This is a genomic window from Sphingobium sp. 22B (assembly GCF_001580035.1).
GTDB classification, from domain to species: Bacteria; Pseudomonadota; Alphaproteobacteria; order Sphingomonadales; family Sphingomonadaceae; genus Sphingobium; species Sphingobium fuliginis.
Map to the genome: position 1 here is coordinate 92,638 of NZ_LTAB01000003.1, position 11,765 is coordinate 104,402.

An 11,765-nucleotide genomic window follows, 5' to 3' on the forward strand; every position below is an offset into this window, starting at 1 on the left:
GTTAGGGCGGTCACCTTATATTCCGATGCAATCCTGTTCCCATCCGGAAGAGAAATATATCGGCATCGAAGATCAGGCCTTGACCTTGGCGGAGGATGCGACAGTCGGTATCCGTATCATCCAAGTGGAACACAGTCGCCACATAATTCGTTCTCGTCGCCTCAAGAAACGAATACAGGAGAGTATATGCGTGAGATCAGCTTTTCCATGCGTGCTTTCGCTGCTGCATCGGCCCTGTTCCTGGCAAGCACGCCCGCGCTGGCGGGCGATGAAGAACGCGCGCTTGCGGCGATTGCGCAGGCCCAGGGGAAAATCGACGCCGCGGGCAAGTTGAAGGCCGGCGACTTCGATCCGGCGGTGTTGGCGAAGGCCCAGGCGTCCCTGCGTCTGGCGCAGGAGCATCTCAAGAGCGGCAAGGAACAGGCCGCCATCCGGACGGCGGTGGAAGCGCAGCAATTTGCGGACACCGCCATCGGTGAAAGCCGCCTGCGCGCCGATGCCGACGCCCAGGTGCATGCATCGACGGCCGTGGCCGCGCAACAGGATGCCGCGGCGGCCAATGCGCGCGCCGAAGCCGCCGAACGCGCAGCGGCTTCCGCGGCCGCAGACGCCCGCGCCGCCCGCGCCGCCGCAGCGGTGCCCGCGCCCGCGACCACCACGGTCACCACGGAAACCGTGAAGACCACCCCCACTGCGACGCGCAAGGCCGCTCCGGTCAAGCGCAAGGTGGTGCAGCGCACGACGAGCCCGGCCCGCGCTTCCGTGGTGGAGAAGACGACCACGACCGTCACCCAGCGCTGACGGCCGACGCCGGACCCCGGACATGGCGGCTTCCTGAGCGGAGCCGCCTTGTTTCATGCACGGGAATGGATCGCGTCGGAACAATCGCAGGCGGCGCGACTTATCCAGCCTGACTTAGCGACAGCGAGGCCGATCATGTTGTGGACCATCCTTATCATCCTCCTCATCCTCTGGGCATTGGGCGCATTCATCGTGCCGGTGGGCGGCGGACTGATCCACCTGCTGCTGGTATTGGCGTTGGTCGTCCTCGTCTATCAGCTTGTGGCGGGCCGACGGGTTCCCTGATCGTTCGCCAGGATGATTGTCGGCACCCGTCCGGCAGTCATCATGGCCGTTTCCTGCAGAGTTGATCCGGATCAGTAAGATTTTCAGGAACGCTCGCCTGTCCCGGGATTTTTAGCCATGATGAATGAGAGGTTTTATCGTGGCGACACAATGGGAATATCACGGGTCACAATTTCTGCAGCAGCCGTTTCAGGAGGAACTTACCTACTGGAATCGTGAACGGCTTTCGCCAGCATTTCCTTCGGACATGACCGCGGAGAGATTCGACCGCGATCGGCGGATGCTTCGTCTGGAGCATGGCTTTATCGAGGAGCTGCGCGCGGAGGTTCGCGAGGAAGCGGCGCAGGCGCCGACCGACCCGGACGGGTTCATCGCCTGGTTCGAAGGACTGAAGGAAAGCGGACCCGGCCAGAAGGACGCGCTTTTCCCCTGGCTGGCGCAGGAGGCGAGCCGGGACGAGATTCGATGGTTCCTTTCGCAGGAAGCGGCGGGGGAAGCGGGTTTCGACGATCTGGTCGCCCTGACTCAGGTGAAGCTGCCGCCGCGCGCCAAGCTGGAACTGGCGCGCAACTATTGGGACGAGATGGGCCGCGGCAATGCCAAGGGCATGCACGGCCCGATGCTGGGCCAGCTGGTCGACATACTCCACCTCGACATCGGGGTCGAGAGCACGGTCTGGCAGAGCCTGGCCCTCGCCAATGCGATGACGGCGATGGCGACGTCGCGCTGTTATGCCTGGCACAGCGTCGGCGCGCTGGGCGTGATCGAACTGACCGCGCCCGGCCGTTCCGCCCATACCGCCCAGGGCCTGCGCCGCATCGGGCTCAGCGGCAGCGAAAGGCGCTATTTCGATCTGCATGCCGTGCTGGACGTCAAGCACAGCCGCGACTGGAACGATGAAGCCATAGTGCCGCTCGTCGCCGAAGACCCACGGCGGGCGACGGCGATGGCGGAAGGCGCGCTGATCCGCCTTCAATGCGGGGAGCGTTGTTTCGAGCGCTATCGCGCGCATTTCGGATTGGGATGAGGCGCCATGGCGGCAAATCCCAAAATCCTGCTGGTGGAGGATGATCCGGCGATAGCGGGCATCATCGCGGACCTGCTGGAAGACGCGGATTATGAGGTGGACGGTCCATATGCCAGCCTGGCGGACGGCATGGCGGCGGTCGCGGCGGATTTCCCGGCGGGCGCGGTGCTCGACGTGCGGGTGAGGGATGGGGATGTCGGTCTGCTCGCCGACGATCTGGACCGATATGACATCCCTTATCTGTTCTGTACCGGCGCCTTTGCGCATCCCGCCGTCAACGCTCATCCCGGCGCTCCGCTCGTGCCCAAATGGGCTCTGTCCCGCCAGTTGATCGATGCCCTGCGCCGGATCGTGCATTAGAATGAGGATGGCCCGCCATGAGCGCATCGGATGGGAAGGGCGATAGGGCGGAAACCCTGTCGCCCATCATTCCCGAAGATATTGAGAACGCCGCCGCCGCGTTGCTGAAGGATTGTTGTTCCGCCGAACTGACGCTGGCGACGGCGGAAAGCTGCACGGGCGGGCTGCTGGCGTCGCTGCTGACCGATGTGGAGGGCGCGAGCCACGCCTTCGAACGCGGCTTCGTCGTCTATAGCGAGGATGCCAAATGCGAATTGCTGGGCATCCGCAGCGAGCGGATCGCGGCCTGCGGTGCGGTCAGCCGGGAGGTCGCCATGGCGATGGCGGATGGCGCGATCGAACGGTCCCATGCGGACATCGCGCTTGCCATAACGGGCTATGCCGGCGCGGCCCCGCCCGGGGAAGAAGCGGGCCTGGTCCATTTCGCCTGCGCCGGACGAGGCGGGGCGACCGAGCATCGGGAAGAGCATTTCGGGGACATAGGGCGAGGACCCGTGCGGATCAGGTCCATCCGGGTCGCGCTCGAGATGATGAGGCATGCCCTTGAGCGAGGTTGAAAGGTTCGCGTCGATCCATAGCCACGGCCTTGTCCGTGTCGCCGCGGCGACGCCCAAGGGCAGCGTTGGCGATGTCGGAGCCAATGCACAGGCGATCCGGACGCTTGCGCGGCAGGCGGCGGGCGGCGCGGCCGACCTCCTGCTGTTTCCCGAGCTATGCCTGTCATCCTATGCGATCGACGACCTGCACCTGCAGGAAGCGCTGCTCGACCGGGTGGAACGGGAGGCGGCGGCGCTGATCGAGGCGAGCGCCGGCTGGCCGGTGTTGCTGATCGGTGCGCCGCTTCGGCGCGGCGGGCGGCTCTACAATTGCGCGCTGGTCATTGCGGACGGGCGGCTGCTGGGCGTGGTGCCGAAAAGCTATTTGCCCAATTACCGCGAATATTATGAAAAGCGCTGGTTCGCGTCCGGAGCCGGTCTTTCCGGGCTGGAAATCGACGTCGGCGGCCATGTCGCGCCGTTCGGCACGGACCTGCTGTTCGCGGCCGACACCTGTCCCGACTTCATCTTCCATGTCGAGATCTGCGAAGATTTCTGGGCGCCGCTGCCGCCCTCCACCATGGGGGCGATGGCGGGCGCGCTGATCCTGTGCAATCTTTCGGCCTCCAACATCACCATCGGCAAGGCGCGCGACCGGCATCTGCTATCCGCCTCCCAGTCGGTGCGCTGTCAGGCGGCCTATGCCTATTCGGCGGCGGGCACGGGGGAGAGCACCACGGACATGGCCTGGGATGGGCAGGCCATGGTGCATGAGATGGGCGAACTGCTGGCGGAATCGGAGCGGTTCGGGGATGCGGCGGAACTGCTCTACGCCGATGTCGATGTGCAGAGGCTGCGGCTGGAGCGGATGCGCAACGGCACCTTCAACGACAATGCGGCCGCGGCCGGGCATCCGGAAACCCGCTTCCGTACCGTCCGTTTTCCCTTTCTGCGCGGCGGCAAGGATGTCGGCCTGCACCGGTCGCCCCGGCGCTTTCCCTTCGTCCCCGCCGATCCGGGGCAGCTTGCGGCGGATTGCTACGAGGCTTTCAATATCCAGGTCGAGGGGCTGGTCACGCGCTTTCGGGCGACCGCGGGCCGGCATTTCGTCATCGGCGTGTCGGGCGGCCTCGATTCCACCCATGCCCTGATCGTCGCCGCCAAGGCCTGCGACCGGCTGGGCCTGCCGCGCTCGGCCATATTGGGCTACACCATGCCGGGCTTCGCCACGGGCGAGTTGACCAAGGGACATGCCTGGGCGCTGATGAACGCATTGGGGGTGAAGGGGGAGGAGATCGACATCCGCCCCGCCGCCCGCCAGATGCTGGGCGACATGGGACATCCCTTCGCGCGGGGGAAGCCGGTCTATGACGTGACCTTCGAAAATGTGCAGGCGGGGTTGCGCACGGACTATCTGTTCCGGCTGGCCAACAGGCATGGCGGCTTCGTCGTGGGGACGGGCGACCTCAGCGAACTGGCGCTGGGCTGGTGCACCTATGGCGTGGGCGACCAGATGAGCCATTATGCGGTCAACAGCGCCATTCCCAAGACATTGATCCAGTTCCTGATCCGCTGGTGCATCGCGACCGGCCAGTTCGATGCGGCGACTGCGCGGATATTGGACGCGATATTGCATACCGAAATCTCGCCCGAACTGGTGCCGGCGGGGGAGGACGGCGCCTTGCAGAGCACGGAGGATCGGGTCGGCCCCTATGCGCTCAACGATTTCTTCCTGCATCATATCGTGCGCCTGGGCCTGCCGCCGTCGAAAGTCGCCTTTCTGGCATGGCACGCCTGGCGCGACGCCGGAAGCGGCGCATGGCCGACGGATTATCCGGAGAGCGCCAAACGCGCCTATGATCTGCCGACCATCCGGCACTGGCTGGAAAATTTCCTCTACCGCTTCTTCACGATCAGCCAGTTCAAGCGGTCCGCGCTGCCCAATGGCCCGAAAATCTCCTCCGGCGGCGCGCTGTCGCCCAGAGGCGACTGGCGGGCGCCGTCGGACGGGACCGCGACGGTGTGGCTCGACGAATTGGCGCGTGGTCTGGATGGCGACGACAACGGGGGCTGACCTCCGCCGAAGTCGTCGTGGGATAACGCGGCCTGACGCCGGAACAATGTTTCGAACACGGATTTTATCACCCATGCCGATATTCCACATTCACCTGTTCAACGACGACAATGTGATCGACGAAGCCGGCCAGCAATTTGCTGACGTGGCGGAGGCGCGGGCCGAAGCGATCCGCAGCGGGCGCGAAATCATCGCGGAACATGTCATCCACGGCCGGCCTGTCAATCTCGATCATCATCTGGTCTTGCAGGACGATCAGGGCCGCAAGCTGGAAACGATCTATTTTCGCGATGTCGTGACGTTCGATGGCTGACCTGCGGCGATTCTGCAGGCCGCCCCCCTCGCGCATCATCGCCCTGCGGCGGTTGCGCCCTCTTGTGGGGAGCGTCGGCTGATGCCGCATCCAGCCCTGCAATATTTCCTGAACCGGCTTCTGATCCGTTCCCCGCTGACGGAGGAGGAACGGCAGGCGATCCTGTCCATGCGCTTCCATTTGGCGCAGGTGTCGCCCAATGTCGACATCGTCCCTCCCGGTCATCTGGTGACCTATTCCTGCCTGGTGGCGGAAGGCCTTGCGGGGCGGTTCGGGCAGTTGCCCAACGGCATGCGGCAGATCACGGCGATGTATATTCCCGGCGACATGTGCGACCTGCATTCCGCCATGCTGCCGCGCGTGGAATGGGCGGTTCAGGCCCTTTCCGCGCCGCTCACCTATCTGAAGATCCCGCATGAGGAACTGCTGCGGGTCTCGCGCGCCCATCCGCGCGTGGCGGAGGCCTTCTGGCGCGACTGCGTGGTCGACGCTTCGATCATCGCCCAATGGGTGGTCAGCCTTGGCAGGCGGGATGCGGCGGCGCGCACCGCGCATCTGCTATGCGAAATGGCGTTGCGGCTGGAATGCGCGGGCCAGGGTTCGCGCACGGCCTTCGAATTCAAGGCGACGCAGGCGCATATTGCCGACGCGCTCGGCATCACGCCGGTGCACATGAACCGCGTCGTGCGCTGGCTGAGGCAGCAGGGTGTCCTGTCCTGGACCGGGCGGACCATCCGCGTGCTGGACTGGGACGGCCTCGTCCGCATCGCGAGCTTCGACAGCGGTTATCTGGAAATGCGTCGGGAATAGCTCATAGCAGCCAGCTCGCCGCCAGCGACAGGGCGCAAAGGAAGGTGACGCCGGTCGTCGTCCAGCCCAGCAGGTTGGTCCAGCGGCCATTGGTGCGCGCGCCGACCACGGCCGGACGGTTGGTGAGCAGCATCATGAGCAGCAGCAGCGGCGGCACGGAAAAGCCCTGGACGATGCCCGACCAGACCAGCGCCTTCATCGGGTTGAAGCCCAGGAAGTTCATCGCCACCGCCAGCACCGTCACCGCCGCGATGATGGCATAGAACAGCCTGTTGTCCTGCGGCGCGTCATGCAGGCTGCCCGCGCGGCCCAGCCCCTGCACCACGTCATAGGCCGCGCCCGTGGTCATCACCGGCACCGCCAGGAAGCCCACCCCGACCACGCCGGCGGCGAACAGGAATTTCGCGGCCTGACCGGCGATGGGTTCCAGCGCGGCGGCGGCGTCGGCGGCGGTCTCGATCTCCGTCCGTCCGGCGGCGTGCAGGGTGATCCCGGTCGCGAGCAGGATGAAATAGAGGATGAGGTTGGAAAAGATCATGCCGGTCAGCACGTCGCGGCTCGTCCGCTTCATCTCCGACGCGGTCGCGCCCTTGCGCTGCCAGAGCCGGCGGCGGCCCAGGGCGATCTGCTCCTCCACCTCCTGATTGGATTGCCAGGTATAGATATAGGCGGAAAGCGAGGTGCCTATGCAGGCGACGATCAGCGGCAGCGATTGCGCATCGATCCTGAGCGCGGGGATGAAGGTGGCTCGCAGCACCGCGATGGGATCGGGGCGGGCCATGACCGCTGCCGCCACATAGGCGAAGAGGATGAGCGCCAGCCAGCGGAACACGCGCCGGATGAGCATGTAGGAACCGAAATATTGCAGGGCGAAGATGATCGCCGCCGCGCCCACCACGATCAGCGGCACCGGGATCGGCACCAGCAGGTTGAGCGCCGCGCCGATGCCGCCCAGGTCCGCCGCCGCCTCTATGATGTTGCCGGCGAAGGCGAGCGTCACCAGCGGCAGCAGCAGCCAGCGCGGGAACTGATCGCGGATGCAGGCGAACAGGCCCTTGCCATAGACCTGCCCGATCTTCGCGGACAGATAGACGACGACATACATCATCGGCAGCAGGACCGGCGCGATCCACAGGAAGGCAAGGCCGTAGCGCGCGCCCGCGCTGGCATAGGTGCCGATCGCGGAAGGATCGTCGTCGGCGGCGCCCGTCACGATGCCGGCGGCGAGCATCTTCATGAAGCCCCGGCGCGGCCTGTCCGCCGGCCTGCGGGTTTTCAGCGGGTCACGGGATTGGGCAGTCAATTTCCACCTCGAACGGGCAAAGCCGTGGTTCAACACGGCAGGCACGGCGGGAGGTGCATGGCCGTTAACCCATGATAGCGGGCCGGTTTCCACGACGCGCCGATGCCGGAATTTCGATCACATAGGTTAGCGGATCGTCCGGGTCGCGCCGGCGGTCCGGAACGCGCTCCACCGGGCGGGAATTGGGGACGGCATGGCGGATCACATGGCAGATTGGGCGGCTGCGATGCGCGCGGGGGACCATGCCGCCGCCTGGGCGATTTCGGAACGGGAACTGCAGCGGCGCGATCCCGCCCGCCGGGACGATCCGACGCTGCCCTATCATCAGCGCTGGGTATGGGACGGGCGGCCTTATGAAGGCAGGCATTGTCTGGTGCGCTGCTATCATGGCCTGGGCGACAGCATCCAGTTCGCGCGCTTCCTGCCGATGCTGGCGGCGCGCACGGCCTCGCTGACGGTGGAGATGCAGCCGCGGCTGATCGACCTCATCGCCGGACCGGGCGGCGGCATCCGCTTCGTCCCCTTTATCGACGCCCATCCGCTGCCGCAGTCGGAATGCGATCTGGAGATCACGGAACTGGACTTCGCGCTTCGGCTGACGCCCGCCGATGCGGCGATGCCCTATCTCGCGGCGGAAAGCGGCGTGCTGCCGCATGGTTGCGTCGGGCTTTGCCATGGCGCGGGACCGTGGGACCCCGCGCGGTCCATTCCGCCGCACCTGCTGGCGCCGATCTGCGCCATGGCGCCCTGCATCAGCCTGATGCCGGAGGCGACGACGCTGCCCGTGCTCAATCCGGACGGCTGCCCCTTCGACATGAAGGCGACGGCGGCCCTGGTCGCCGCGACGGATCTGGTCATCACCGTCGACACGATGATCGCCCATCTGGCCGGCGCCATGGGCAAGCCGACCTGGCTGTTGCTGAAGTCCGATCCCGACTGGCGCTGGCCGGTCGGCGCGCGCGGCACGCCCTGGTATCCATCGATGCGGATCTATGCCCAGCCCAGCGCCGGCGACTGGGAAACGCCATTGGCCGAACTGGCGCGCGACGTTGCCGCCTGTCCGGCGCTCGCAGCGGAAAGGTAGCTGAACATGGGATATATGCCGACCCCTTCCGTGCCGGTGTCCTGGGGGGAGTTGCTGGACAAGATGACGATCCTGCAGATCAAGCAGGAGCGGATCGCCGCGCCCGCCGCGCGGGACAATGTGGGCAGGGAATATCGGTTGCTGAGCGCCATCGGCGAACAGGCCCTGCGCGACGGGGCCGTGGGCGGTTTGGTCGAAAGCCTGAAGCGGGTGAACGAGGCGCTTTGGGAAATCGAGGACGCGATCCGGGGGGAAGAGGCGGCAGCGCGGTTCGGCGCGTCCTTCATCGACCTTGCCCGGTCGGTCTACCGGATGAACGACCGGCGCGCCGCGATCAAGCGGGAGATCAACCGCCTGCTGGATTCCGAACTGGTGGAGGAAAAAAGCTATGCCGCCTGCGCAGCGGACTGAGATGCGGCGGCTGGGCGTCCTGACATTCCACCGTTGCATCAACTACGGTTCCTATTGGCAGGCGCGCTGTCTGGTCGAAGGGTTGCGGCGCATGGGCGTCGAGGCCGAATTGCTGGACCATGAGTCGCCGCGAGTCACCCGGGCGGAGCTTCGCTGCGCGCTCAGCCCCACCCTGCCGCAGCGGACGCCGCGCAGCGATTTTCCGGCCTATGCCCGCAAGACCCGGAAATTTCGCGAGGCGTTCGAGCGGTTGCCGCTGTCGCGCCGCTTTCCCATCGACCGGCCGGAAGAGATGGGCGATTATGACGCCGTCATCGTCGGCAGCGACGAGGTGTGGAACCTGCGCCACCCCTGGTATGGCGGATGTTCGGCCTTTTACGGAAAGGGGGTTCGCGGGACGCTGATCTCCTATGCAGCCAGTTTCGGCAATCAGAACGCGTCGGAGGGACTGTCCGACCATTGGGCAAGCCAGATCGGCAACTTCGCCTCCATTTCCGTGCGCGACCAGAACAGCCGCCGGATGATCAGAACCGCGCTGGGTCATGACCCCGACATCGTGCTGGACCCTTGCCTGCAATTTCCCGGACCGGCGGCGCGCAGGGGCGCGTCGGGCGAAGGCTATGTGGCGCTTTACGGTCATAATTTCCCGGAGTGGTTCTGTCTTTCCGTCCGCCACTGGGCAAGGGCGCGCGGGCTCCCGATCCGCAGCATAGGCTATCGCAACGACTGGGCGGACGAGCAATGGCTGGAGGCCGGACCGCTGGAATTCGCCGAGCTGATGGCGGGCGCCGACGCCGTCGTCACCAATTTCTTCCATGGCTGCGTCTTCGCCCTGCTGAATGGGCGTCCTTTCGTCACGGCGCCCTCCGCCTACCGCATGAACAAGGTGCGCGATCTCCTCTGGGAGCTGGGCGCGGAAGGGCATATGATCCAGCCGGAGGATGATGATCGGGTCGTCGCCCGGAGCCTCGACGAACCGCCGGCATCGGCCGTGCAGCAGCGCATCGATCGATTGCGGGCGCAGTCGGGCGATTTCCTGCGGCGGGCGCTGGCGATGCCGTCATGAGCGCGGCGGCGGTCAGCCCCCGCGACATGGTTTCGTCGGGCCTCTGCATCGGCTGCGGCGGCTGCGTCGCGCAGGCCCGGCCCGAGCAGGCCCGGCTGGAGTGGAACAGGGACGGCCAGCGCAACCCGGCCGGCGATCCGGATTGGTACCGGCGGCGGAGCGAGGGCTTTTCGGCATGCTGTCCTTTTTCCCCGCACGCCATGAATGAGGATGAGATCGCCGGACAGCGCTTTCCGGCAGCGGCGGCGCAGGACGAGTATATCGGCCGGTTCGACGCCGCCTATGTCGGCCACGCCGCCGAAGCCGGCTATCGCGAAAGGGGCAGTTCGGGCGGCATGGTGAGCTGGGTCGCGGGCGAACTGTTGCGCCGGGGGATGGTGGATGGCGTGGCGCATGTGACGCGGGCCGATCCTGCGACCGAGGGGCGTCTGTTCCGCTATCGCATAGCGCGCGATCTTCCTGCTTTGTGGGAGGGCGCGCAGTCGCGCTACTATCCCGTCGACATGGCCGAGGTGCTGCGCGAGATCCGGGAGGTGCCGGGCCGCTATGCCGTCGTCGGCATTCCCTGCTTCATCAAGGCGGTGCATCTCGCCCGCGCCGCCGATCCGCTGCTGCGGGAGCGTATTGTCTTTACGCTGGGCCTGGTGTGCGGGCATATGAAAAGCCGCCATATGGCGTCCAGCTTCGCCCGGCAGATGGGTTTCGATCCCGCCGCTGTCCGGCAGATCGACTATCGCGTCAAGGACCCGGAGCGGCCGGCCAACTGGTACAGGGCGCGGCTGACCGATCGTGCCGGCGAACAGCGGATGCGGGACTGGTGGCATCTGGTGGATGGTGACTGGGGGTCGGGGTTCTTCCAGAACAGCGCCTGCGACTTTTGCGACGATGTGGTGGCAGAGACCGCCGACATCGCCTTTGGCGATGCCTGGGTGGAACCCTATTCCTCCGACGGGCGCGGCACCAATGTCGTGGTGGTGCGGTCGCCCGCGCTGCACGCGATGCTGCGCGAAGGCATCGATGCGGGAAGGCTGGCCTTGCAACCCGTCGATGCCGGTTTCGTGCGGGAAACGCAGGCGGCGGGCTTTCGCCAGCGGCGGGAAGGACTGGCCTATCGGCTTTGCTGGCGCAAGGCGGGCGTCCGGCCGCGCAAGCGCGTGCGGCCGGGCAGCGCGGGCCTGCCGTGGCGGCGCAGGATGATCTATCGGCTGCGCCACGCGATCAGCAGGGGCAGCGGCACGGTGTTCCGGCTGGCCGAGGCTCTGGGCAGGCCCGGCCTGTTCCTGCTCTGGGCGCGGGCCATGCTGAAGCTCTACCATGGCCTCGCTTATTCGCGCGGCTGGCTGGGGAAGCTGTTCGACCGTTTTGCCTGACCCTTGGCCGCAATGGTCAGGGGGCGCCTGCTGCGGGCTTACCCCTTGTCGCGTTCCACGAATTTGCTGAACCGGCTTTCCTTCCCGTCCTTCGTCTTGTCCTGATAGAGGAAGGCGAGATTGTTCTCATCGAAGATGCGGAAGAATTCATCCCACTCGATTTCGTCCAGCGCCTCATCCTTTTCGCGAAAGTCGATGCGCAGCAGGCCGCCGCCCTTGCCATTGTCTTCTGTCGCCTTGACGACTGCAGGGCGGCCGCCGCGATCCTCCACCCATTTGCGGATGGTGTCATGGTCGGTGGTCGTGTCCGATGTGCTCATGATGA

The 11,765-nt window shown here is 65.9% G+C and carries 14 protein-coding genes; 12 read left to right on the forward strand and 2 right to left on the reverse strand.

From position 1 onward, the window contains the following. Positions 1–186 precede the first annotated feature (186 nt). The 8 genes from A0J57_RS04915 to A0J57_RS04950 all read left to right on the forward strand — a co-directional run bounded on the left by A0J57_RS04915 (position 187) and on the right by A0J57_RS04950 (position 6,206). Positions 187–801, forward strand: a complete 615-nt coding sequence (locus A0J57_RS04915; protein ID WP_044662678.1) for a hypothetical protein — start codon at positions 187–189, stop codon at positions 799–801. Between the two features lie 135 nt (positions 802–936). Continuing rightward, entirely contained in the window at positions 937–1,086 is a 150-nt protein-coding gene (locus A0J57_RS25860) for a lmo0937 family membrane protein (protein ID WP_130029753.1), read from the forward strand. 124 nt (positions 1,087–1,210) lie between these two features. Beyond that, positions 1,211–2,113 carry an iron-containing redox enzyme family protein gene (locus tag A0J57_RS04925; protein ID WP_044662676.1) on the forward strand — a complete coding sequence of 301 codons (903 nt, stop codon included), beginning with the start codon at positions 1,211–1,213 and terminating at the stop codon, positions 2,111–2,113. Positions 2,114–2,119: 6 nt separating this feature from the next. Continuing rightward, the gene (locus tag A0J57_RS04930) at positions 2,120–2,473 is read left to right on the forward strand and encodes a response regulator (RefSeq protein WP_025550112.1); all 354 of its coding nucleotides are present in this window, start codon (positions 2,120–2,122) and stop codon (positions 2,471–2,473) included. 17 nt (positions 2,474–2,490) lie between these two features. Next, positions 2,491–3,030 (forward strand): CinA family protein, encoded by a 540-nt coding sequence (locus tag A0J57_RS04935; protein ID WP_061938408.1) that lies wholly within the window; start codon positions 2,491–2,493, stop codon positions 3,028–3,030. Then, complete coding sequence (locus A0J57_RS04940; protein WP_061938342.1) at positions 3,011–5,083, forward strand: NAD(+) synthase; 2,073 nt, start codon at positions 3,011–3,013, stop codon at positions 5,081–5,083. The genes A0J57_RS04935 and A0J57_RS04940 overlap by 20 nt, the downstream gene beginning before the upstream one ends. Positions 5,084–5,156: 73 nt before the next feature. Continuing rightward, on the forward strand, positions 5,157–5,396 hold the full coding sequence (locus A0J57_RS04945; RefSeq protein WP_048576830.1) for a hypothetical protein: 240 nt from the start codon (positions 5,157–5,159) through the stop codon (positions 5,394–5,396). A gap of 81 nt (positions 5,397–5,477) precedes the next feature. Continuing rightward, positions 5,478–6,206: a Crp/Fnr family transcriptional regulator gene (locus tag A0J57_RS04950; RefSeq protein WP_048576829.1), complete on the forward strand. Its 729-nt coding sequence runs from the start codon at positions 5,478–5,480 to the stop codon at positions 6,204–6,206. A gap of 1 nt (position 6,207) precedes the next feature. On the opposite strand, the gene A0J57_RS04955 is transcribed toward A0J57_RS04950, so the two are convergent. Continuing rightward, positions 6,208–7,443, reverse strand: coding sequence for an NRAMP family divalent metal transporter (locus A0J57_RS04955; RefSeq protein WP_061938345.1), 1,236 nt, complete (start codon positions 7,441–7,443; stop codon positions 6,208–6,210). 271 nt (positions 7,444–7,714) lie between these two features. On the opposite strand from A0J57_RS04955, the gene A0J57_RS04960 reads away from it, so the two are divergent. The 4 genes from A0J57_RS04960 to A0J57_RS04975 are packed head-to-tail and all read left to right on the forward strand — an operon-like array spanning position 7,715 to position 11,440. Beyond that, positions 7,715–8,593, forward strand: a complete 879-nt coding sequence (locus tag A0J57_RS04960; RefSeq protein WP_235600790.1) for a glycosyltransferase family 9 protein — start codon at positions 7,715–7,717, stop codon at positions 8,591–8,593. Between the two features lie 15 nt (positions 8,594–8,608). Next, complete coding sequence (locus A0J57_RS04965; RefSeq protein ID WP_061938411.1) at positions 8,609–9,004, forward strand: DUF6165 family protein; 396 nt, start codon at positions 8,609–8,611, stop codon at positions 9,002–9,004. After that, positions 8,982–10,070 carry a polysaccharide pyruvyl transferase family protein gene (locus A0J57_RS04970; protein ID WP_061938351.1) on the forward strand — a complete coding sequence of 363 codons (1,089 nt, stop codon included), beginning with the start codon at positions 8,982–8,984 and terminating at the stop codon, positions 10,068–10,070. The genes A0J57_RS04965 and A0J57_RS04970 overlap by 23 nt, the downstream gene beginning before the upstream one ends. Next, entirely contained in the window at positions 10,067–11,440 is a 1,374-nt protein-coding gene (locus A0J57_RS04975; protein ID WP_061938353.1) for a Coenzyme F420 hydrogenase/dehydrogenase, beta subunit C-terminal domain, read from the forward strand. Before A0J57_RS04970 ends, A0J57_RS04975 begins: the two co-directional genes overlap by 4 nt. A gap of 38 nt (positions 11,441–11,478) precedes the next feature. Here the strand turns inward: A0J57_RS04975 and A0J57_RS04980 are convergent, their stop codons facing one another. Continuing rightward, a complete protein-coding gene (locus tag A0J57_RS04980; protein ID WP_025550104.1) occupies positions 11,479–11,760 on the reverse strand; it encodes a hypothetical protein in 282 nt (93 codons plus the stop codon). Positions 11,761–11,765 lie beyond the last annotated feature (5 nt).

Excerpts from the sequence above, each read along its gene's own strand:
- A0J57_RS04980 (WP_025550104.1), bottom strand. The coding sequence starts at position 11,760 with ATGAGCACATCGGACACGACCACCGACCATGACACCATCCGCAAATGG.
- A0J57_RS04965 (WP_061938411.1), top strand. The coding sequence starts at position 8,609 with ATGCCGACCCCTTCCGTGCCGGTGTCCTGGGGGGAGTTGCTGGACAAG.
- A0J57_RS04945 (WP_048576830.1), top strand. The coding sequence starts at position 5,157 with ATGCCGATATTCCACATTCACCTGTTCAACGACGACAATGTGATCGAC.
- A0J57_RS04975 (WP_061938353.1), top strand. The coding sequence starts at position 10,067 with ATGAGCGCGGCGGCGGTCAGCCCCCGCGACATGGTTTCGTCGGGCCTC.
- A0J57_RS04915 (WP_044662678.1), top strand. The coding sequence starts at position 187 with ATGCGTGAGATCAGCTTTTCCATGCGTGCTTTCGCTGCTGCATCGGCC.
- A0J57_RS04925 (WP_044662676.1), top strand. The coding sequence starts at position 1,211 with ATGAGAGGTTTTATCGTGGCGACACAATGGGAATATCACGGGTCACAA.
- A0J57_RS04960 (WP_235600790.1), top strand. The coding sequence starts at position 7,715 with ATGGCAGATTGGGCGGCTGCGATGCGCGCGGGGGACCATGCCGCCGCC.
- A0J57_RS04970 (WP_061938351.1), top strand. The coding sequence starts at position 8,982 with ATGCCGCCTGCGCAGCGGACTGAGATGCGGCGGCTGGGCGTCCTGACA.
- A0J57_RS04940 (WP_061938342.1), top strand. The coding sequence starts at position 3,011 with ATGCCCTTGAGCGAGGTTGAAAGGTTCGCGTCGATCCATAGCCACGGC.
- A0J57_RS25860 (WP_130029753.1), top strand. The coding sequence starts at position 937 with ATGTTGTGGACCATCCTTATCATCCTCCTCATCCTCTGGGCATTGGGC.
- A0J57_RS04950 (WP_048576829.1), top strand. The coding sequence starts at position 5,478 with ATGCCGCATCCAGCCCTGCAATATTTCCTGAACCGGCTTCTGATCCGT.
- A0J57_RS04930 (WP_025550112.1), top strand. The coding sequence starts at position 2,120 with ATGGCGGCAAATCCCAAAATCCTGCTGGTGGAGGATGATCCGGCGATA.
- A0J57_RS04935 (WP_061938408.1), top strand. The coding sequence starts at position 2,491 with ATGAGCGCATCGGATGGGAAGGGCGATAGGGCGGAAACCCTGTCGCCC.
- A0J57_RS04955 (WP_061938345.1), bottom strand. The coding sequence starts at position 7,443 with ATGAAGATGCTCGCCGCCGGCATCGTGACGGGCGCCGCCGACGACGAT.